The sequence below is a fragment of the Streptomyces sp. WP-1 genome, assembly GCF_030450125.1.
GTDB lineage: Bacteria > Actinomycetota > Actinomycetes > Streptomycetales > Streptomycetaceae > Streptomyces > Streptomyces incarnatus.
This window is the reverse complement of the sequence record NZ_CP123923.1, coordinates 3,428,787-3,448,498: the sequence shown is the minus strand read 5'-3', so window position 1 is coordinate 3,448,498 and position 19,712 is coordinate 3,428,787. Positions and strand designations below refer to the sequence as shown.

Here is a 19,712-nt window from a genome sequence, read left to right as displayed (position 1 = left end):
GAGGTGCCCGTCCTTCGTCCGGTTGGTCAGCGCCAGTTGGTGTCGTGGGTGAGTCGGTTGTTGTGGTTGTCGTACTGGTCGACGACGGCGATGGTCTGCCCGTCGGGGACGGCTGCGGCCCAGGCGCGGTAGGTGGTGCCGGGGACGGTGACGGTCGTGGCCTTGATCCGGTGGCCGTCGGCGAGGGTGATCAGGCCGTAGGCGACGCCGGGTTCGGGGTCGGCGACCATGAGGCGGCTGCCGTCGATTCCCTTGTCGTGCAGGCCCCACAGGCCCGTCTCGCCTGCGGGACGTGGGTCGTTGGTGCCGGTGACGGGCTGGCAGTCGGACCAGGGGCCGCCCTGGTGGTCGACGCGGACGCCGCCGATGTACATCCGCTGGCACAGCAGGGACGTACCGGGCGTCGTCGTGCCGTCGGGGAGGGTGGGCAGGGTGTAGCCCTTGGGCAGGGTCCGGTGGAACTCCAGCGCCACCGACCAGCGGTGCCCGTCCATCCGCCCCTTGCCGATCACCTGCGTGACCACCCGCGGCGTCTGCCGGTGGGCGGAAACGGACCCCTTGGCGACGGCGGAGGCGAACGTGGGCATGGGCGCGGGCGCGGATGCCGTGCGGCCGGCCGTGCCCGAGGCCGCCACGCTCGCGGACGCGCCGAAGAACGAGACCCCACCGAGCGCGGCGACCGCGACGGCCGCCATGGCTGCCTTCCTGGCAGTACTGAGAACCACGGAGCACTTCTCCTTCAAAGCCGCCGCCCGGCGCCGTGCCGGGCGGTCCTCGACGGCCGGCGCGCCGGGCCCGCGCGCCGGCCTGCGGCGGCCACCGGAAGAGGTGGCCGCCGCTCGGACGTCCGCCCGTAGGTACTCCCGAACACGCCCGGCGGGTTGCACGCCGACGGCATCACTTCGCGGCATCTCCGCCGAGGCCCGATCCGCTCCCGGAAATGCCACTAGAATCGAACGAGTGAGCGAATATCGATCGACGGAACCAGGGACAGGGCCGGGACCGGAACCGGATCCCGGTGCGGATGCGGCCGCTTCCGGGCCGGATGATGCTGGAGGCATGGCCGGAAAGCGACCCATCGTCGTCCAGTTGCCCTCGCCGAGCGGTGGGCGGCGGGTCCGGGTGGACGGGGAGATCCTGGGGCTCGCGCACAATGTGCGGGACCTGGTGGAGTTCCTGCGACGGGCCGGCCTGGAGATCGAGCCGGAGCAGGTCGCGGACTCGCCGCTGATCGACTGGCGCGGGATCGGCCCCGAGTGCTGGGAGGCGCCGTCGCGCACCTGAGGCCGCGCGATCCGGCACCTGAAGCGGGTGCGATCGGTCGGCGCTCCTGAGCAGGCACACTGGCGGTATGTCCGCCCGCCGCAGAACCTGCCCCGTGTGCCACCGCGAGATCGCCGTCGTGGCCGGCCGCTTCGCGCGGCACGATCCGCCCGGAACCCAGGAGGGCGCGCGGCTCGTCTCCTGCGAGGGATCCCGGCGGCAGGCCCGGCTCGGGGCCGCGCAGCCGACGCTGGACGGATACGTCGTACCCGAGTTCCCCGGTCAGCTGCCGCTGTTCTGAGGCGTGCTCAACTCCCGCCGCCCAGGAGTCAGTTCCCGGCCACCGACTTCACCGCGACCGACACCGGCGTCGAACCGCCCGTCAGTTCCAGCGTCAGACCGGCCGTCGCCGAGGTGTCCACCAGCTCCGCGAGTACGGCGGCCACGTCGTCGCGCGGGACCATGCCGCGCCCGGTGTGCGCCTCCAGGCGGACCAGGCCGGTCCCGGCGTCGTTGGTGAGCGATCCGGGCCGCAGGACCGTCCAGTCCAGGTCCTTCTGACGGGTGACGTACGCGTCGGCCTCGCCCTTGGCGCGCAGATAGATGTCAAACACCTCGTCGCCCTGGTGCGCGGGGTCCGCGCCCATCGAGGACACCACCACGAACCGGCGTACGCCCGCGCGCACCGCCGCGTCCGCGAACAGCACCGCCGCGCCCCGGTCCACCGTCTCCTTGCGGTCCGTACTGCTGCCCGGACCCGCGCCCGCCGCGAACACCGCCGCGTCCGCGCCCCGCAGCAGCTCCGCGACGTCCTCCACGGCGGCGGACTCCAGATCGAGCACCACCGGCTCGGCCCCGGCCGACCGCAGATCGTCGCTCTGTTCCGGCTTGCGGATGATCCCCGCGACCTCGTACCCACGCGCGGCGAGCAGCCGTTCCAGCCGCAGCGCGATCTGACCGTGACCACCAGCGATGACAATGCGCATGCTTTAGACCGTACGCCCGAAAATCCCCGCCTGCCGCACGGGTTGACCCCGGGCACACCGGGTTCCGGGCGGCCCTACGGCACCTCGCCCCGCCCCTGCCGCGGCAGCCCCGGCTCCGTGGCCGCCGCCGAGTTGCAGTACTCCCGGACCGCGCTCGTACGGGCCACCACCCGCGCGCGATGGATCACGATCCGGCTGTACGCCAGGGAGAGCGCGCCCGGCAGATGGTCGCCGCGCACGGCCAGGAGCTCGGCCGGGAACCCCGCCTCCACCCGGACCCGGGGCAGGCCCAGCGTGGCGCGGGCCGTCGCGCTCACGGTGTCGTACGCGTCCTCGGGGCGCAGCCCGTGGGCGGAGGCGAGCAGGTAGGCGGCCTCCAGGGGGTCGCCGCGGCCCACGGGGTTCGACACGTCCCGAAGCGCGCCGCTGCCGGCCGCCAGCCGCACCCCGGCCGCGCGCAGCAGCCGTACCGGAGCCGTGCCCCGCCGGTCGGTGCCGCCGCAGCCGCCCTGGGGCAGGCACACGACCGTCACCCCGGCCGCCGCGAGCTGGTCCGCGGCGCGGGAGGCGGCCTCGGCGGGCAGGCGCGCGAGACCGGCGCACGGGCCGATCGTCACGCCGGGGCGCATGCCGCCCGCCATCGCCGCGAGCCGGGACAGCCGGGCCGAGTCGGCGGCGTCCGTGTGCAGGTCCACCGGCAGGCCGTGCTCCGCCGCCACCTCCAGGACCGCCTCCACGTACCCCGTGGGATCCGGGTCCAGGTCCGGGCAGCCGCCCACCGCGGCGGCGCCCATCTTCGCCGCGTCCCGCAGCATCGCCAGCCCGTCCGCCCCGGCCACCCCCGTCAGCAGCCGGGGCATCGCCACCGCGGTCAGCTCCGCGAGCCCCCGCACCGCCCGCCTGGCCTGGAGTACGGCGTTCAGCGCGCCGAGGCCCTGTACGTCGCCCACGCGCACGTGCGCCCGTACGGCGGTCGCCCCGTGCCCCAGCTGGAGCAGCGTCGCCTCCGTGGCCCGGCGCCGGACGTCCTCGGGGGCGCAGGAGGCCGGGCCGGGCCCCTCGGCGGACAGGGCGGTGTCGCCGTGCGCGTGCGGCTCCGCCGGGGCGGGCAGCAGCAGGTAGCCGGTGAGGTCCACCCGCTGGGCGCCCGCGCGGGCCGGCCCCTGCGCCAGGCTGCCCGCGGTCCCCACGGCCTCGATCCGCCCGCCGCCCAGCCGTACGTCCACGGTCCGGCCGTCGGTCAGCCGCGCCCCGCACAGCAGCAGACCGCCCGACGGATTCGGCGAGTTCGACGGCAGGTGCGGCTGCGGCTGGCTGTCGGGCATCGCGCTCCAAGGTCGAGGGGGGTCGGAGTCGGGGGAGGGGCATGAGGGGGCCTGTGACACGGTGTGACCGGCGACCGGGGCTCGGGGCGACCCAAGATCACACAGGGCGTGTCGAGCCTAGGGTGACGAACGGCACAGGTCGCGGAGGAGCGAAATAGTCGTACCGGCGTGGTTCACGGCGGGCCTGGCCTTCGGCCTCCGCACCGGGTCGCGGCCGCCACACCGCCGCTCCCAGGAGCGGCCCACGCAGCCGCCGCGACGCGGCCCGCTCGGCGCCGATCGGCGTGCTCCGCGCGGCCGTACAGCGATCACTTGGAGTCATCCGCGCGCCCCCGGAAGCTCGTAGCCACGGCCGTACGACCCTCCCAGCCCACCGGCGCGCTCCGGGTGTGACGGCGGTCTCATCGGCCACTGAGTGCGGACTGTACGGCCTGCCTGCGGCGGCTCGGCTCCCGTGACGGTAACTCTCTGTGGCGATCTGCCCGGCCCGACCCGTCCGCCCGAGCCTCCCAGCCCGTTCCGCTTCGGCGTACCGCCGCCCCGCACCTGACTCCGTACCCGACCCCCGGGCCCCCTCCGCCGCCTCCCGAAGCTCCTCACAGCCACCCCGCGCGGCCTCCGGAGGCACACCCGTCAGGCCCGTCGACAGGCGTCCCGGCCCTGCGTGGATATGGATTTGGGTGAACGGCGGCGGACCGTGTAATGTCTTCATCGCTCGCCCCAATAGCTCAGTCGGCAGAGCGTCTCCATGGTAAGGAGAAGGTCAACGGTTCGATTCCGTTTTGGGGCTCTGGTGTGAGAGGTTCCCGTCGCAAGACGGGTTCCGATCTCATCAAAGCGGTGTAGCTCAGTCGGTAGAGCAAGCGGCTCATAATCGCTGTGTCACCGGTTCAAGTCCGGTCACCGCTACTGACAGTAGCCGATTGTGGGGTCGGTCCTTCAATCGGCTACTCTTTCTTGCGTTGAATAAGCCCATCCGTTCGTCTTAGGAGCACTCACGTGGCTGCCACCGACGTCCGCCCGAAGATCACGCTGGCCTGCGTGGAGTGCAAGGAGCGGAACTACATCACCAAGAAGAACCGGCGTAACAACCCGGATCGACTGGAGATGAAGAAGCACTGCCCGCGTTGCAATGCGCACACCGCGCACCGCGAAACGCGATAAATAGGCTCGTCCGCGAGGCCGTCCCCTTTCGAGGGGGCGGCCTCGCGGCGTTTTCACGGTCGGGCCTCCGGCCGGTTCCGGGCCCCGGCTAGTTTGGGACCCTCACATCCAGACATCAGGAGGTGCCGGGCCATGGCGCTCGACCAGTCCTTCGTGGGACGGACCTACCCGCCCACCGCGCCCTACGAGGTGGGCCGGGAGAAGATCCGCGAGTTCGCCGAGGCCGTGGGGGAGACCAACCCGGCGTTCACGGACCCCGAGGCCGCCAAGGCGCTCGGGCACCCCGATGTGATCGCCCCCCCGACCTTCGTGTTCTCGATCACGTTCCGCGCCGCCGGCCAGGTGATCGAGGACCCGCAGCTCGGCCTGGACTACGACCGGGTCGTGCACGGCGACCAGAAGTTCGCCTACCGCCGCCCGGTCCACGCCGGCGACCGGCTCACGGTCACCTCCACCATCGAGGCGATCAAGTCCCTCGCGGGCAACGACATCGTGGACATCCGCGGTGAGGTGCACGACGAGGCGGGCGAGCACGTCGTGACCGCCTGGACCAAGCTCGTGGCCCGCGCGGCCGAGGGGGTTTGAGCAGCTGATGACGGCGAAGATCGGCTACGACGATGTCGAGGTCGGCACCGAACTCCCGGCGCAGACCTTCCCCGTGACGCGCGCCACGCTCGTGCGCTACGCGGGTGCCTCCGGTGACTTCAACCCCATCCACTGGAACGAGAAGTTCGCCAAGGAGGTGGGCCTGCCGGACGTCATCGCGCACGGCATGTTCACCATGGCCGAGGCGATCCGCGTGGTCACCGACTGGCTCGGCGACCCGGGCGCGGTCGTGGAGTACGGCGTCCGCTTCACCAAGCCGGTCGTCGTGCCCAACGACGACCAGGGCGCCCTGATCGAGGTCAGCGCCAAGGTCGCGGCCAAGCTGGACGACAACACGGTCCGCGTGGACCTCACCGCGACCAGCGCCGGCCAGAAGGTGCTGGGGATGTCACGGGCGGTCGTACGGCTCGCCTGACAGTGGGTAAGGGGCGTTCTCCATGGCGAGGCGCCCCTTACGCGTACCCGGGGCTTCTCACGCCGAGGGCTCCTTGCCTCCAGGACTCCTTGCGTAAATTAGTAATTGAGTACTAACTTACTTTCCATGGCCAGGATGAGTGCAGAAGAGCGGCGCGAGAGCGTCGTCCGCGCGGCGATGGAGGAGTTCGGCAGGGGTGGCTACTACGGCACCTCCACCGAGGCCATCGCCAAGCGGGTCGGCGTGTCGCAGCCGTACCTCTTCCGGCTCTTCCCCGGCAAGCGGGCGATCTTCCTCGCGGCGGCCGAACGCTGTGTGGAGGACACCCTCCGCATGTTCGTCGAGGCGACCGAGGGCCTGGAGGGGGAAGAGGCCCTGCACGCCATGGCCGCGGCCTACACCACGGCGATCGTCGAGCAGCCCTCGCGGCTGATGATGCAGATGCAGATGTTCCTGGCCGTCGCCGCCGCCGAGGAGGAGGGCGACCGGGAGTTCGGCGAGAACGTACGGGCCGGCTGGATGCGGCTGTGGGACGCGGTCGATCTGCCGCTCGGCACATGCGTGGAGAACACGACCGAGTTCATGGCCTACGGAATGCTCATCAACTGCCTGGTGGCCATGGGCTTCCCGCGCGGGCACCGCGTGTGGGAGGGCCTGGACACGCTCCCGTTCGAACGGGAGACGGCCGAGCCGGACGCGTAGGCGCGGCCCGCGGGCACGGCGGGGCGCGGCCACTCGTGGGCGAACGTGTGCCCGCGAAAGTTAGTCATCGATTACTAACCAAACGTGAGACGACTGGGAAGCCATTTCCCCGGGGGAGCGATGTCACAGCAGACCGAACAGGCCCACGAGGCCCGGCAGAACCGCCGGAGCGCCGTCTGGGCCCTCCTCGTCACCAGCGTCGCCGGCTTCATGGCGGCCCTGGACAACCTCGTCGTCACCACCGCCCTGCCCGCCATCCGCAAGGATCTCGGCGGGGCGCTGGACGACCTGGAGTGGACCGTGAGCGCGTACACGCTCACCTTCGCCTGCCTGCTGATGTTCGGCGCCGCGCTCGGCGACCGGTTCGGCCGCAGGCGGCTGTTCATCGCCGGGCTCACGGTCTTCACCGGCGCCTCCGCCGCCGCGGCCATGGCCCCCGGCATCGACTCCCTGATCGCCGCCCGCGCGGTGCAGGGCGTGGGCGCGGCCGTGATGATGCCGCTGACGCTGACCCTGCTGACGGCGGCCGTGCCCGCCGCCAAACGGGGGACCGTGTACGGCATCTGGGGCGCCGTCAACGGCCTGGCCGTGGCCTCCGGGCCGCTCATCGGCGGCAGCCTCACCGAACATGTGTCCTGGCACTGGATCTTCTGGCTGAACGTTCCGCTCGGCCTGATCACGCTGCCCTTCGCCCGCCTCCGCCTCGCCGAGTCGCACGGCGCCGGAGCCCGCCTGGACGTCCCCGGCACCCTGCTCGCCAGCGGCGGCCTCTTCGGGATCGTCTACGGCCTGGTCCGCGGCCCCTCCGACGGCTGGACGGACCCGGTGGTCCTGACCGCCCTGTCGGCCGGCGGCGCGCTGCTGCTCGCCTTCGTGGTCTACGGCTCCCGCGCCGCCAACCCCATGCTGCCGATGCGGCTGTTCCGCTCCCGCGCCTTCTCCGGGATCAACGCGGCGAGCATGCTGATGTTCGTCGGCATGTTCGGCTCGATCTTCCTGCTCAGCCAGTACATGCAGGGCGTTCTCGGCTACTCGCCCACCGAGGCGGGGCTGCGGATGCTGCCGTGGACCGGTATGCCGATGCTCGTCGCGCCCATAGCGGGAGTCCTCTCCGACCGGGTGGGCGGCCGCCCGGTCGTCGCGGCCGGCCTGCTCCTCCAGGCCGCCGGTCTCGGCTACATGGCCTACGTGGTCACCGCCCACGCCTCCTACGAGGTCCAGCTGCCCGCCCTGATCCTCAGCGGCATCGGCATGGCCCTCTACTTCGCCCCGGCCGCCAACCTCGTGATGTCCAGCGTCCGCCCGCACGAGCAGGGCATCGCCTCCGGCGCGAACAACGCCCTGCGCGAGGTCGGCGGGGCGCTCGGCATCGCGGTCATGTCGTCGATCTTCTCCGCGTACGGCGGCTACACCTCCGCCCAGTCCTTCGTGGACGGTCTGCGCCCCGCCCTGGTCACCGGTGCCGCCGTGGTCGCCCTCGCGGCCCTGTCGAGCCTGGCCATCCCGGGCCGGTCCCGCACCGGCGGCCCGAAGCCCCTGCCCGAGACCTCGTCCGCACCGGCCCTGGAGACCGCGTCCGGCTGATCAGCCGAGCGAGCACTCCGCCCACACCGTCTTGCACGGAAACCGGTCCTCCCGCACACCCCAGCGGTCCGCCAGAGCGTCCACGAGGAGCAGGCCACGGCCCGACTCCGCGTCCGCGGCGGGCCGCTGGCGCGTGGGGAGCCGTTCACCGCGGGTGTCCGTGACCTCGATCCGCAGCGTGTCGCCGGTCAGGCGCAGCGTCAGCCGGAAGTCCCGCCCCGGCACCCGGCCGTGCGTCACGGCGTTGGCCGCCAGCTCGGCCACGAGATGACTCGCGGTCTCCGTAGGCAGCCCCCAGCGCCGCAGCTGCGCCTCCGTGAGCAGCCGGGCCAGCCGGGCCCCTCGGCGGGTGGACGACAACAGCAGGCTGAAGTCCGTGAAGGGCGTGGGGGATTGGGCCGCGACCTCGGCGATTTCCTGGTTCATGCCTCCCAGCGTGGCCGGAAATGCCTACCGTGAGGAGTGATCGAGCGGTTGCGTGCGGTGACTGTCGGCTGGTTGTCCGGTGCTGTCCAGGCTGTCGGGATCGTTGCTCCGGGTAGTGCGACGCGGTACGCGCGCGGGACGACGGAGGGGTTCGGATGTCGGTGGACGGCGAGGCGGTAGGGCCCGACGGAGAGGTGGACGAGCCGGGCTGGGAGGTCGATCCGGACGACGAGTGGGGTGTCGCCGTGATCACGATGGTGGGCCGGCAGCTGAAGCTGCTGCGCGAGGCGGCGGGGTTGCGCGCCGCGGAGTTCGGGGCGCTGGTGGGGTACGGCGAGGACCTGGTCTACAAGGTCGAGGCGGGCAAGCGGATTCCCCGGCGGGAGTATCTGGTCGACGCGGACCGGGTGTTGAACGCGAACGGGGTCATCGAGGCGACGTGGGAGGACGTCAAGAAGGTCAGGTACCCGAAGAAGATCCGAGAACTGGGGAAGCTGGAGGCCAAGGCGATCGAGATCGGCGTCTTCGAGTGCAACATCATCGCCGGGCTGTTGCAGACTTCCGAACATGCCCGGGAGCTGATCCAGGCTCGACAACCGCCGTATTCACCGGACGATGTGGAGCGCATGGTGGCGGCCCGTCTGGCCCGGCAGTCGGTCTTCGAACGGGATCCGTCCCCGTCGCTTCATTTCGTGCTGGAAGAAGCTCCACTGCATCGGCAGGTTGGGGGCACAATGGTGTGGCGAAAGCAGCTCGAACGCCTGCTGGAGCTAGGGCGGTTGCACAACGTCACGCTTCAGGTCATGCCGACGAACACCGATGCTCACCCAGGGCTGGACGGCAGGATCGAGCTGATGAAGTTCCCGGATGGTACGGCGGTGGGACGTTCCGACGGCGCGTTCGGCGGGCGTCCGATCACCGATCCGAAGCAGCTACGCATCCTTGAGCTGCGGTATGGCACTATCCGGGCTCAGGCGCTCACTCCAAGGGCGTCGCTGGCCTTCATCGAGCAACTGCTGGGAGAAACATGATCCGCAAGACCACTGCCGGGGACGCCTCCGAGCTGGCGTGGTTCAAGAGCAGTTACAGCGGCGGCACTGACGGAGAGTCCTGCGTCGAGCTTGCCGTCACCCCCGGCACTGTCCACGTCCGTGACTCCAAGAACATCGAGGGCCCCCGGCTGGCGCTCAACCCCAGCGCGTGGGCGAACTTCGTGCCATACGCCTCGGAGGTCTGACGAACATGCTGACGTGGTTCAAGAGCAGCTACAGCAGCGGTAACGACGGCAACTCCTGCGTCGAACTCGCCGTCACCCCCGACACGATCCACGTCCGCGACTCCAAGAACACCGACGGCCCCCGCCTCACGCTCACGCCGGAGGCCTGGGCGAACTTCGTGCCGTACGCCTCGTACGCCTGACCTCCCCGTCGCACGCCGCCTGCCCCGCTCACCACCAGGGGCGGGCGGCAGTTAACACGATGGTGTGAGGCGGCCCCGTTTCACGGCATGCCGTTCCGGTCGCACCCCTACTCTGACGGGCCCCGCCGCCGACAGAGGGACTGCGTCACATGCGTCCGGAACGCTTCCAGGACTGGCTGATCGACACCACGAAGAACACCCCCGGCGTGAGCCGCGTCCAGTCCTGCGCGGAGGCCGGCGAGGCCAAGCTCCCCTTCGGCGTCGTCCTCACCCGCGGGGACCGTGAGGAGCGGTGGCAGATCACGCATCAGCTCGCCGACGGGGAGAAGCACGAGCACGCGGAGCAGCCGACCACGGACACCCCGTTCTCGACCCCCGCCCCGGAGCCCGGTGACGCGGCGGATGTCTGGCTCGCCGGAGCGATCGGCGTCGCCGAGTGCCCCGAGATCGCCCGCGTCGAACGCTGGGCCACCCGCCCCGAGGGCTCCTCGCAGACCGGGCTCACCGTGTTCCACCACAACGGCAGCCGCAACTTCGTCCGGCCCCTGTAGCCGGGCCTCGCTGGGTAGGGGTGACCGGCCCCGCCGTACCGTTCTCGTAGGCTTTCCCCCGTGCACCTACTCCACGACGCCCCCCTCGCCCCGCTGACCACGTTCCGCCTGGGCGGGCCCGCGCTGCGGCTGGTGACCGCAGAGACGGATGCCGAGGTGATCGACGCCGTCCGGGAGGCGGACGACAGCGGGACCCCGTTGTTGGTCGTCGGCGGCGGGTCGAACCTCGTCATCGGGGACAAGGGATTCCAGGGGACCGCGCTGCGGATCGCCACCCGGGGGGTCGAGCTGCGGGGGACCACCCTGGAGCTGGCGGCCGGGGAAGTATGGAGCGACGCCGTCGCGCGCAGCGTGGAGGCAGGGCTGGCCGGGATCGAGTGCCTCGCCGGGATCCCCGGGTCCGCGGGGGCCACGCCGATCCAGAACGTGGGGGCGTACGGCCAGGAGGTCTCGGCCACCATCTCCGAGGTGATCGCCTACGACCGGCGCTCCGGCGAGACGGTCACGCTGAGCAACGAGGAGTGCGACTTCTCGTACCGCCACAGCCGCTTCAAGGCCGACCCGGAGCGGTATGTCGTCCTGCGGGTGCGGTTCGAACTGGAGGACGCGGGCGGGATGTCCGCGCCGGTCAAGTACGCCGAGACGGCCCGCGCGCTCGGTGTCGAGCCGGGGGACCGCGTGCCGCTGGCCCGGGCCCGCGAGACCGTGCTGAAGCTGCGCGCCGGCAAGGGCATGGTGCTCGACGCCGACGATCACGACACCTGGTCGGCCGGTTCCTTCTTCACCAACCCGATCCTCGGCGAGGAGCAGTTCGCCGCGTTCCGGGAGCGGGTGCGCGAGCGGCTCGGGGAGGACGTCGAACCGCCCGCGTACCCGGCGGGCGAGGGCCGTAGGAAGACGTCGGCCGCCTGGCTCATCGACAAGGCCGGCTACACCAAGGGGTACGGCACCGGGCCCGCCCGCATCTCCACCAAGCACACCCTCGCCCTCACCAACCGCGGCGAGGCCACCACCGAGGACCTCCTCACCCTGGCCCGCGAGGTCGTCGCCGGGGTGCGCGAGGCCTTCGGGATCACCCTCGTCAACGAGCCCGTCATGGTGGGCGTCGGTCTCTGAAACCTCCGGAACCCCGACAGGCCCTACGACGTCAGCCAGGCGTCCACGCCCGCCAGCAGCCGCGCCTTGGCGTCCTCCGGGGCGGCCGAGCCGCGGATGGACTGGCGGGCCAGCTCGGCCAGTTCGGGGTCGGTGAAGCCATGGACACGGCGGGCGATCTCGTACTGGGCGGCGAGCCGGGAGCCGAACAGCAGGGGGTCGTCGGCGCCCAGGGCCATCGGGACGCCCGCGTCGAAGAAGGTGCGCAGCGGCACGTCCTCGGGCTTCTCGTAGACACCGAGGGCCACATTGGACGCCGGGCACACCTCGCACGTCACCTGGCGGTCGGCCAGCCGCTTCAGCAGCCGGGGGTCCTCCGCCGCGCGCACCCCGTGCCCGATCCGCCCCGCGTGCAGATCGTCCAGGCAGTCCCGCACCGAGGCCGGGCCGGTCAGCTCGCCGCCGTGCGGGGCCGACAGCAGGCCGCCCTCGCGCGCGATGGCGAAGGCCCGGTCGAAGTCCCGCGCCATGCCGCGCCGCTCGTCGTTCGAGAGGCCGAAGCCCACCACGCCCCGGTCCGCGTAGCGCACCGCGAGCCGGGCCAGCGTGCGGGCGTCCAGCGGGTGCTTCATACGGTTGGCGGCCACCAGGACCCGGATGCCGAGCCCGGTCTCCCGGGACGTGCTGTCCACCGCGTCCAGGATGATCTCCAGCGTCGGGATCAGACCGCCGAGCCGGGGCGCGTACGACGTCGGGTCCACCTGGATCTCCAGCCAGCCCGAGCCGTCCCGCAGATCCTCCAGCGCGGCCTCCCGCACCAGGCGCCGGATGTCGTCCGGCTCGCGCACACAGGAGCGCGCCGCGTCGTACAGCCGCTGGAAACGGAACCAGCCCCGCTCGTCGGTCGCCTTGAGTTTCGGCGGCTCGCCGCTGGTAAGGGCCTCCGTCAGCATCTCCGGCAGGTGCACGCCGTACTTGTCGGCCAGCTCCAGTACGGTGTCCGGCCGCATCGAGCCGGTGAAGTGCAGGTGCAGATGGGCTTTCGGCAGCTCAGAGAGATCACGTACACGCTCCATTCCCAGATCCTGCCGCACACCTCCGGTTTCCCGGTAGCCGTTTCCCCATTCGTGGTCTTGCCCGAACATACGAACGGCGCGCCAACCTACTCACGTGAGTAGGTTGGCGCGCCGTTCGCGATGTTTCAGTCCCTGGCCTCCGCCAAGAGCTTCTGGATCCGGCTCACGCCCTCCACCAGGTCCTCGTCGCCCAGCGCGTACGACAGCCGCAGGTACCCGGGCGTGCCGAACGCCTCACCCGGGACGACCGCGACCTCGGCCTCCTCCAGGATCAGCGCGGCCAGTTCGACCGAGTCCTGCGGGCGCCTGCCGCGGATCTCCTTGCCGAGCAGGGCCTTGACCGACGGGTACGCGTAGAACGCGCCCTCGGGCTCCGGGCAGACCACGCCGTCGATCTCGTTGAGCATCCGCACGATCGTCTTGCGGCGGCGGTCGAAGGCCTCACGCATCTTCGCCACGGCCTCCAGGTCACCGGAGACGGCGGCCAGGGCGGCGGCCTGCGCCACGTTGGACACGTTCGAGGTGGCGTGCGACTGGAGGTTGGTCGCGGCCTTGACGACGTCCTTGGGGCCGATGACCCAGCCCACCCGCCAGCCGGTCATGGCGTACGTCTTCGCCACGCCGTTGACCACGATGCACTTGTCGCGCAGCTCCGGCAGCAGGGCGGGCAGCGAGACGGAGACCGCGTCGCCGTAGACCAGGTGCTCGTAGATCTCGTCCGTGAGCACCCACAGGCCGTGCTCCAGGGCCCAGCGGCCGATCGCCTCGGTCTCGGCCTCCGAGTACACCGCGCCGGTCGGGTTGGACGGCGAGACGAAGAGCACGACCTTCGTCTTCTTGGTGCGCGCGGCCTCCAGCTGCTCGACGGAGACCCGGTAGCCGGTGGTCTCGTCGGCCACGACCTCCACCGGGACACCGCCCGCGAGGCGGATCGACTCCGGGTAGGTGGTCCAGTACGGCGCCGGGACGATGACCTCGTCGCCCGGGTCGAGGATCGCGGCGAACGCCTCGTAGATGGCCTGCTTGCCGCCGTTGGTGACCAGGACCTGGGAGACGTCGGGCTCCCAGCCGGAGTCGCGCAGCGTCTTCGCGGCGATCGCGGCCTTCAGCTCGGGCAGTCCGCCGGCCGGCGTGTAGCGGTGGAACTTCGGGTTCTTGCAGGCCTCGATCGCGGCCTCGACGATGTAGTCCGGGGTGGGGAAGTCGGGCTCACCGGCGCCGAAGCCGATCACCGGTCGCCCGGCGGCCTTCAGGGCCTTGGCCTTGGCGTCCACGGCGAGGGTGGCGGACTCGGAGATCGCGCCGACTCGGGCGGAGACCCGGCGCTCGGTGGGAGGGGTTGCAGCGCTCATGGAGCCCATGCTTCCAGACCGGAAATGTCCCGGGCACACGGGTTTCACAGTCTGAACGGCATCGGGTCGAGTCGTGAACACCTATCCGAATACCCGTTCCGGCCTGGACGATCTTCGCTCCGGAGCGCACGGACCGACACTTTCTGTTCGACGCCGGGCCCCGGACCACGTACACTCTCACCTCGTTGGCCTCCAGCGGCCCGTCGCGATCGGTGCCACCGAGCACTCGGTCGGATGCGGTACGTTGGGGACACACAAAGGGTCGTAGCTCAATTGGTAGAGCACCGGTCTCCAAAACCGGCGGTTGGGGGTTCAAGTCCCTCCGGCCCTGCTACACACACCGCCAGGATGTGTGCGCTTGTACGTACAGCAATGCACCGCCGTGCGGCTCAGTAACCGGGCGCGGCACGGCCACGACCCGGGATCAGGTGAGGATTATGACGGACGCCGTGGGCTCCATCGATACGCCTGATGCCCAGGACGAAGTGTCTGAGGCCAAGAAGGCCCGCAAGGGCGGCAAGCGCGCCAAGAAGGGTCCGCTGAAGCGTCTGGCGACCTTCTACCGCCAGATCATCGCGGAACTCCGCAAGGTCGTCTGGCCCTCGCGCAACCAGCTGACGTCGTACACCACCGTGGTGATCTTCTTCGTCGCCATCATGATCGCGCTGGTGACCGTGATTGACTATGGGCTCAACCACGCGGCCAAGTACGTCTTCGGCTGAGCCAAGAGCGAAGGGCGCCGTGGCACCGGCGCCCGTTTTCGCATGTTCCACCCCTATGTAACCAGGAAGAAGCAGCCATCGTGTCTGACCCGAACCTGAACGACGACGCCACCGAGCCTCGCGGGAACGCTGCCGAGCTGGTGGACGACGAGCTCGACATCGTCGAGGGCGCGGACGAGCAGGACGAGTTCGAGGCTGCCGAGGCCGAGGCGGGCGAGCCGGCCGAGGAGGCCGCGCTGCACACCGAGGACGCGGACGACGAGGAGGCCCCCGAGGCCGCCGACGACGCCGAGGACGAGGACGCCGAGGAGGGCGACGAGGACGCCGCCGCCGAGGCCGTCGAGGAGGAGCCGGCCGCTCCGGTCGACCCCGTCCAGGCCCTGCGCGAGGAACTGCGCACCCTGCCCGGCGAGTGGTACGTCATCCACACGTACGCCGGCTACGAGAACCGCGTGAAGACCAACCTGGAGCAGCGCGCCGTCTCGCTGAACGTCGAGGACTACATCTTCCAGGCCGAGGTGCCGCAGGAAGAGGTCGTCCAGATCAAGAACGGCGACCGCAAGACGATCAAGCAGAACAAGCTGCCGGGTTACGTCCTGGTCCGCATGGACCTGACCAACGAGTCCTGGGGCGTCGTCCGCAACACGCCGGGCGTCACCGGCTTCGTGGGCAACGCGTACGACCCGTACCCGCTGACCCTGGACGAGATCGTCAAGATGCTCGCCCCGGAGGCCGAGGAGAAGGCCGCCCGCGAGGCCGCCGAGGCCGAGGGCAAGCCCGCGCCGCAGCGCAAGGTCGAGGTCCAGGTGCTGGACTTCGAGGTCGGCGACTCGGTCACCGTCACCGACGGCCCCTTCGCCACCCTCCAGGCGACGATCAACGAGATCAACGCCGACTCCAAGAAGGTCAAGGGCCTGGTGGAGATCTTCGGCCGCGAGACGCCGGTCGAGCTCTCCTTCGACCAGATCCAGAAGAACTAGTCCCGCACCAGTCCCTTCTGGACCACCGCTTCCGAACAGGTCGGACGAGCTGATCGCAGCCCGTCTGACCTGCTCGGTTTTTGGCCGCGCATCTATACCCGTTATCGTTGTGCGGTATGCCTGCGTCCGGGTTGTCCCCGGAGGCGGGCAGGACCCGAACCGAAAGGACCCGGAGAGCTATGCCTCCCAAGAAGAAGAAGGTCACGGGGCTCATCAAGCTCCAGATCCAGGCCGGTGCCGCCAACCCGGCTCCGCCGGTCGGCCCGGCGCTGGGTCAGCACGGCGTCAACATCATGGAGTTCTGCAAGGCCTACAACGCCGCGACCGAGTCGCAGCGTGGCTGGGTCATCCCGGTGGAGATCACGGTCTACGAGGACCGCTCCTTCACCTTCGTCACCAAGACGCCGCCGGCCGCCAAGATGATCCTCAAGGCCGCGGGTGTGGAGAAGGGCTCCGGCGAGCCGCACAAGACCAAGGTCGCCAAGATCACCGAGGCGCAGGTCCGCGAGATCGCCACGACCAAGATGCCCGACCTGAACGCGAACGACCTGGACGCCGCGGCGAAGATCATCGCCGGTACCGCGCGCTCCATGGGCGTCACGGTCGAGGGCTGACCACCACCAGCAGGTAATGCGGCCGTGGCCGGTCGCACGTGGCAGGGCCTGCTCGGCCCGGATACCACGACTCCTTTCAGAACACACAGGAGCAAGTTGTGAGCAAGCGCAGCAAGGCTCTCCGCGCTGCGGACGCCAAGATCGACCGGGAGAAGCTGTACGCCCCGCTCGAGGCCGTCCGTCTCGCCAAGGAGACCTCCACGACCAAGTTCGACGGCACCGTCGAGGTCGCCTTCCGCCTGGGTGTCGACCCGCGCAAGGCCGACCAGATGGTCCGTGGCACCGTGAACCTTCCGCACGGCACCGGCAAGACCGCCCGGGTCCTGGTCTTCGCGACCGGTGACCGTGCCGAGGCCGCGCGTGCCGCGGGCGCCGACATCGTCGGTGCCGACGAGCTGATCGACGAGGTCTCGAAGGGCCGCCTGGACTTCGACGCCGTCGTCGCCACCCCGGACCTCATGGGCAAGGTCGGCCGCCTCGGCCGCGTCCTCGGCCCCCGTGGTCTGATGCCGAACCCGAAGACCGGCACCGTCACCCCCGACGTGGCCAAGGCCGTCACGGACATCAAGGGCGGCAAGATCGAGTTCCGCGTCGACAAGCACTCGAACCTGCACTTCATCATCGGCAAGGTGTCCTTCGACGACACCAAGCTGGTGGAGAACTACGGCGCCGCGCTGGAGGAGATCCTCCGTCTGAAGCCGTCCGCCGCCAAGGGCCGCTACATCAAGAAGGCCGCCATCACCACCACGATGGGCCCCGGCATCCAGCTCGACCCGAACCGCACCCGCAACCTCCTCGTCGAGGAGGACCCGGCCGCCGTCTGAGCCCCGCGCTCACCCCGGTAGCCGCGTCCGGTACGCGTGACTGAAGGGCGGGCCCCGCAACCTTTGAGGTGCGGGGCCCGTCCTTTCTGTGTACGACCTGTTCGTCGTACGAGTGTCAGTGGCCCGCACTAGGCTGCGCGCAGACGATTCGCAGGGGGTAGGACAAGATGAAGAGCACGACGACCGTTCGCCGGGTGACCCTTTCCGTGGCCGTGGTGGCAGCGCTGACCGGGGTGGCCGCCTGCGGCTCCTCGGACTCCGGGAAGGGCGACGGCAAGGCGTCGGGTGCCGGCACGGTCCACCTGAGCCCCGTCGCGGCCGTGCTGCGCGATGTCGAGCAGTCCACGGACAAGGCCGAGTCGGCCAAGGTGCGCTCCACCACGTCCATGGGCGACATCATGTCGATGGACGCCGACGGCACGCTCGCGTGGGGTGACGGCCTCAAGGGCAACATGACCGTCACGTACACCGGCGGCACGATGGCCGACGCGATGCGCAAGGCCGGCACCGCGCGCATGGAGGCCCGCTATCTGCCGGACGCCTTCTACGCGAAGATGAGCGACGCGTTCGCCCAGCAGACCGGCGGCAAGCACTGGGTCAAGTACGACTACGACTACCTGGCCAAGGCCGGCGGCGCCTCCGGCGCGTACATGAAGGACCAGCTCCAGACCGCGACGCCGAACCAGTCGGTGAAGATGCTGCTGGCCTCCGGGGACGTCAAGAAGGTCGGCACGGAGACCGTCGACGGGCAGCACACCACGCACTACGCGGGCACCATGGACGTCGCCGCCCTCGCGGGCAAGGGCGGCAACCTCAGCGCCGCCCAGCTCACCGCCCTCAAGCAGCAGCTGAAGCAGTCCGGCATCACCACGGACGCCATCGACATCTGGGTCAACGACCAGAACCTGCTGGTCAAGAAGACCGAGAAGGCGGCCACCGCCAACGGCACGCTGAACAGCACCGCCCACTACAGCGACTACGGCGTGGCGGTCTCCGCCGAGGCGCCGCCGGCCGCCGACACGATGGACATCGCCGACATGATGAAGTCCGGCGGCGCCAACAGCCCCTCGGGCGGCACCACGGCCGGCGGCACCGGCCTCACCTCCTGATCCCACCGGGACCGGGGCGCCGCGGGGCTCGATTTGCCCCGCGGCGCCCCGGTCCCGTACTGTCATCCCCGAAGCCAAAGACCGCTGGTCGTTGCCGCGCGCTCGTAGAGGGCGCGGTGGCCGAAGGATCCACTGAAAAGTGGACGACCCGCGCAGGTGTCAGTGGAAGAACTCCCGGAGTGCGCGCGCCGAGCGCGTGTGCGGCCGGTCGAGTCCGCCCCGAGCGCCTGCGCCGGGGCGTTTGTTTTACCCAGTCCTCCTTCGGGTCCGCGCGGTCCGAATCACCCGGAAGGAGGCCGAGGCTCTATGGCGAGGCCCGACAAGGCTGCCGCGGTTGCGGAGCTGACGGACAAGTTCCGCAGCTCCAACGCCGCCGTGCTGACCGAGTACCGCGGTCTCACCGTGGCGCAGCTCAAGACGCTGCGCCGGTCGCTCGGTGAGAACGCCCAGTACGCCGTGGTGAAGAACACGCTGACCAAGATTGCGGCCAACGAGGCCGGGATCGCGCTGGACGACCAGCTCTTCGCTGGTCCGACGGCCGTCGCCTTCGTCACCGGTGACCCGGTGGAGTCGGCGAAGGGTCTCCGTGACTTCGCCAAGGACAACCCGAATCTCGTCATCAAGGGCGGCGTCCTTGACGGCAAGGCGATGTCTGCCGACGAGATCAAGAAGCTTGCGGACCTCGAGTCCCGCGAGGTTCTGCTCAGCAAGCTGGCCGGTGCCTTCAAGGGGAAGCAGTCCCAGGCTGCCTCCCTCTTCCAGGCGCTGCCGTCGAAGCTCGTCCGCACCGTGGACGCGCTGCGCGCCAAGCAGGCCGAGCAGGGCGGTGCCGAGTAATTCGGCTCGCTTTCTGACCCGCACCAACCGGCGCGGGTCGCAGCGGGCCGACGTACGCCCGCCTTACCCAGTACATCCGGCACCTGCCGATTGAGTGGAAGGACCGCCATCATGGCGAAGCTCACCCAGGACGAGCTGCTTGCCCAGTTCGAGGAGATGACCCTCATCGAGCTCTCCGAGTTCGTGAAGGCCTTCGAGGAGAAGTTCGACGTCACCGCCGCCGCTGCCGCGCCGGTCGTCGTCGCCGGTGGTGCCGCTGGCGGCGCCGCCGAGGCCGTCGAGGAGAAGGACGAGTTCGACGTCATCCTCACCGGTGCCGGCGAGAAGAAGATCCAGGTCATCAAGGTCGTGCGCGAGCTCACCTCCCTCGGCCTCAAGGAGGCCAAGGACCTGGTGGACGGCACCCCGAAGCCCGTCCTCGAGAAGGTCAACAAGGAGGCCGCGGAGAAGGCCGCCGAGTCCCTCAAGGGCGCCGGCGCCTCCGTCGAGGTCAAGTAACACCTCACGGGTCCGCAGGACTCGAACGCGCGCTGAAATCGGCCCTGTAGGGCTGTAACGCGGACGCACCGAAGAGCGATCATCCATCCGGGTGGTCGCTCTTCGGCGTATCCGGAGGGCGACCGCGGTTGCCTTGCACTCGCCGTGGCGGGAGGTATGGTGAT

General features: G+C 70.3%; 25 protein-coding genes and 3 tRNA genes. 22 read left to right on the top strand and 6 right to left on the bottom strand.

Features of this window, described 5'->3' with window-relative positions:
• Window positions 1-26 precede the first annotated feature (26 nt).
• Window positions 27-725 (bottom strand): hypothetical protein, encoded by a 699-nt coding sequence (locus QHG49_RS14870; RefSeq protein ID WP_301490012.1) that lies wholly within the window; start codon window positions 723-725, stop codon window positions 27-29.
• Between the two features lie 334 nt (window positions 726-1,059).
• Here QHG49_RS14870 and QHG49_RS14865 point away from each other — a divergent pair, with 334 nt between their 5' ends.
• Window positions 1,060-1,284, top strand: a complete 225-nt coding sequence (locus tag QHG49_RS14865) for a hypothetical protein (protein WP_159704075.1) — start codon at window positions 1,060-1,062, stop codon at window positions 1,282-1,284.
• A 67-nt stretch (window positions 1,285-1,351) separates the two neighbouring features.
• Window positions 1,352-1,564 (top strand): hypothetical protein, encoded by a 213-nt coding sequence (locus QHG49_RS14860; RefSeq protein WP_301490011.1) that lies wholly within the window; start codon window positions 1,352-1,354, stop codon window positions 1,562-1,564.
• 28 nt (window positions 1,565-1,592) lie between these two features.
• Here the strand turns inward: QHG49_RS14860 and QHG49_RS14855 are convergent, their stop codons facing one another.
• Window positions 1,593-2,249, bottom strand: a complete 657-nt coding sequence (locus tag QHG49_RS14855) for an SDR family oxidoreductase (RefSeq protein ID WP_301490010.1) — start codon at window positions 2,247-2,249, stop codon at window positions 1,593-1,595.
• Between the two features lie 74 nt (window positions 2,250-2,323).
• Window positions 2,324-3,574 carry a hydrolase gene (locus QHG49_RS14850; RefSeq protein WP_301490009.1) on the bottom strand — a complete coding sequence of 417 codons (1,251 nt, stop codon included), beginning with the start codon at window positions 3,572-3,574 and terminating at the stop codon, window positions 2,324-2,326.
• 717 nt (window positions 3,575-4,291) lie between these two features.
• Between QHG49_RS14850 and QHG49_RS14845 the strand changes: the two genes are divergently transcribed.
• From QHG49_RS14845 to QHG49_RS14815, 7 genes are all read left to right on the top strand, one after another.
• Window positions 4,292-4,364: transfer RNA gene (locus QHG49_RS14845), tRNA-Thr, on the top strand.
• Window positions 4,365-4,410: 46 nt separating this feature from the next.
• Window positions 4,411-4,483, top strand: a tRNA-Met gene (locus QHG49_RS14840).
• 90 nt (window positions 4,484-4,573) lie between these two features.
• Window positions 4,574-4,738, top strand: a complete 165-nt coding sequence (gene rpmG, locus QHG49_RS14835) for a 50S ribosomal protein L33 (RefSeq protein WP_003948671.1) — start codon at window positions 4,574-4,576, stop codon at window positions 4,736-4,738.
• A gap of 132 nt (window positions 4,739-4,870) precedes the next feature.
• Window positions 4,871-5,323 (top strand): MaoC family dehydratase N-terminal domain-containing protein, encoded by a 453-nt coding sequence (locus QHG49_RS14830; protein WP_145482751.1) that lies wholly within the window; start codon window positions 4,871-4,873, stop codon window positions 5,321-5,323.
• 7 nt (window positions 5,324-5,330) lie between these two features.
• Window positions 5,331-5,759 carry a MaoC family dehydratase gene (locus tag QHG49_RS14825; RefSeq protein ID WP_037663347.1) on the top strand — a complete coding sequence of 143 codons (429 nt, stop codon included), beginning with the start codon at window positions 5,331-5,333 and terminating at the stop codon, window positions 5,757-5,759.
• Between the two features lie 126 nt (window positions 5,760-5,885).
• Window positions 5,886-6,461: a TetR/AcrR family transcriptional regulator gene (locus QHG49_RS14820; protein WP_201300647.1), complete on the top strand. Its 576-nt coding sequence runs from the start codon at window positions 5,886-5,888 to the stop codon at window positions 6,459-6,461.
• Between the two features lie 120 nt (window positions 6,462-6,581).
• Window positions 6,582-8,045 (top strand): DHA2 family efflux MFS transporter permease subunit, encoded by a 1,464-nt coding sequence (locus QHG49_RS14815; RefSeq protein WP_301490008.1) that lies wholly within the window; start codon window positions 6,582-6,584, stop codon window positions 8,043-8,045.
• Here QHG49_RS14815 and QHG49_RS14810 read toward each other — a convergent pair whose 3' ends face one another.
• Complete coding sequence (locus QHG49_RS14810) at window positions 8,046-8,471, bottom strand: ATP-binding protein (RefSeq protein ID WP_301490007.1); 426 nt, start codon at window positions 8,469-8,471, stop codon at window positions 8,046-8,048.
• A 155-nt stretch (window positions 8,472-8,626) separates the two neighbouring features.
• Between QHG49_RS14810 and QHG49_RS14805 the strand changes: the two genes are divergently transcribed.
• The 5 genes from QHG49_RS14805 (at window position 8,627) to QHG49_RS14785 (ending at window position 11,557) form a co-directional block, all read left to right on the top strand.
• Window positions 8,627-9,502: a helix-turn-helix transcriptional regulator gene (locus QHG49_RS14805; RefSeq protein WP_301490006.1), complete on the top strand. Its 876-nt coding sequence runs from the start codon at window positions 8,627-8,629 to the stop codon at window positions 9,500-9,502.
• Entirely contained in the window at window positions 9,499-9,708 is a 210-nt protein-coding gene (locus tag QHG49_RS14800; RefSeq protein WP_301490005.1) for a DUF397 domain-containing protein, read from the top strand. The genes QHG49_RS14805 and QHG49_RS14800 overlap by 4 nt, the downstream gene beginning before the upstream one ends.
• 5 nt (window positions 9,709-9,713) lie before the next feature.
• Window positions 9,714-9,890: a DUF397 domain-containing protein gene (locus tag QHG49_RS14795; RefSeq protein WP_159704130.1), complete on the top strand. Its 177-nt coding sequence runs from the start codon at window positions 9,714-9,716 to the stop codon at window positions 9,888-9,890.
• Between the two features lie 149 nt (window positions 9,891-10,039).
• Window positions 10,040-10,441 (top strand): hypothetical protein, encoded by a 402-nt coding sequence (locus QHG49_RS14790; RefSeq protein WP_232987456.1) that lies wholly within the window; start codon window positions 10,040-10,042, stop codon window positions 10,439-10,441.
• A gap of 60 nt (window positions 10,442-10,501) precedes the next feature.
• The gene (locus QHG49_RS14785; protein ID WP_301490004.1) at window positions 10,502-11,557 is read left to right on the top strand and encodes a UDP-N-acetylmuramate dehydrogenase; all 1,056 of its coding nucleotides are present in this window, start codon (window positions 10,502-10,504) and stop codon (window positions 11,555-11,557) included.
• Window positions 11,558-11,580: 23 nt separating this feature from the next.
• Here QHG49_RS14785 and QHG49_RS14780 read toward each other — a convergent pair whose 3' ends face one another.
• Both QHG49_RS14780 and QHG49_RS14775 read right to left on the bottom strand, forming a co-directional pair.
• On the bottom strand, window positions 11,581-12,612 hold the full coding sequence (locus QHG49_RS14780) for an adenosine deaminase (RefSeq protein ID WP_301490003.1): 1,032 nt from the start codon (window positions 12,610-12,612) through the stop codon (window positions 11,581-11,583).
• Window positions 12,613-12,737: 125 nt separating this feature from the next.
• Window positions 12,738-13,964, bottom strand: coding sequence for a pyridoxal phosphate-dependent aminotransferase (locus QHG49_RS14775; RefSeq protein ID WP_145482776.1), 1,227 nt, complete (start codon window positions 13,962-13,964; stop codon window positions 12,738-12,740).
• Between the two features lie 258 nt (window positions 13,965-14,222).
• Between QHG49_RS14775 and QHG49_RS14770 the strand changes: the two genes are divergently transcribed.
• The 8 genes from QHG49_RS14770 to rplL all read left to right on the top strand — a co-directional run bounded on the left by QHG49_RS14770 (window position 14,223) and on the right by rplL (window position 19,548).
• Window positions 14,223-14,295 (top strand) — tRNA-Trp (locus tag QHG49_RS14770).
• Between the two features lie 154 nt (window positions 14,296-14,449).
• Window positions 14,450-14,686: a preprotein translocase subunit SecE gene (secE, locus tag QHG49_RS14765; RefSeq protein ID WP_167532137.1), complete on the top strand. Its 237-nt coding sequence runs from the start codon at window positions 14,450-14,452 to the stop codon at window positions 14,684-14,686.
• Between the two features lie 80 nt (window positions 14,687-14,766).
• Window positions 14,767-15,666 carry a transcription termination/antitermination protein NusG gene (nusG, locus tag QHG49_RS14760; RefSeq protein ID WP_301490002.1) on the top strand — a complete coding sequence of 300 codons (900 nt, stop codon included), beginning with the start codon at window positions 14,767-14,769 and terminating at the stop codon, window positions 15,664-15,666.
• 179 nt (window positions 15,667-15,845) lie between these two features.
• Entirely contained in the window at window positions 15,846-16,280 is a 435-nt protein-coding gene (gene rplK, locus QHG49_RS14755; RefSeq protein ID WP_046419431.1) for a 50S ribosomal protein L11, read from the top strand.
• A 98-nt stretch (window positions 16,281-16,378) separates the two neighbouring features.
• On the top strand, window positions 16,379-17,104 hold the full coding sequence (rplA, locus tag QHG49_RS14750) for a 50S ribosomal protein L1 (protein WP_145482786.1): 726 nt from the start codon (window positions 16,379-16,381) through the stop codon (window positions 17,102-17,104).
• A gap of 167 nt (window positions 17,105-17,271) precedes the next feature.
• The gene (locus QHG49_RS14745; RefSeq protein ID WP_301490001.1) at window positions 17,272-18,213 is read left to right on the top strand and encodes a hypothetical protein; all 942 of its coding nucleotides are present in this window, start codon (window positions 17,272-17,274) and stop codon (window positions 18,211-18,213) included.
• Between the two features lie 306 nt (window positions 18,214-18,519).
• Window positions 18,520-19,050 (top strand): 50S ribosomal protein L10, encoded by a 531-nt coding sequence (rplJ, locus tag QHG49_RS14740; protein WP_046419436.1) that lies wholly within the window; start codon window positions 18,520-18,522, stop codon window positions 19,048-19,050.
• A gap of 111 nt (window positions 19,051-19,161) precedes the next feature.
• Window positions 19,162-19,548, top strand: a complete 387-nt coding sequence (gene rplL, locus QHG49_RS14735; protein WP_145482792.1) for a 50S ribosomal protein L7/L12 — start codon at window positions 19,162-19,164, stop codon at window positions 19,546-19,548.
• Window positions 19,549-19,712 lie beyond the last annotated feature (164 nt).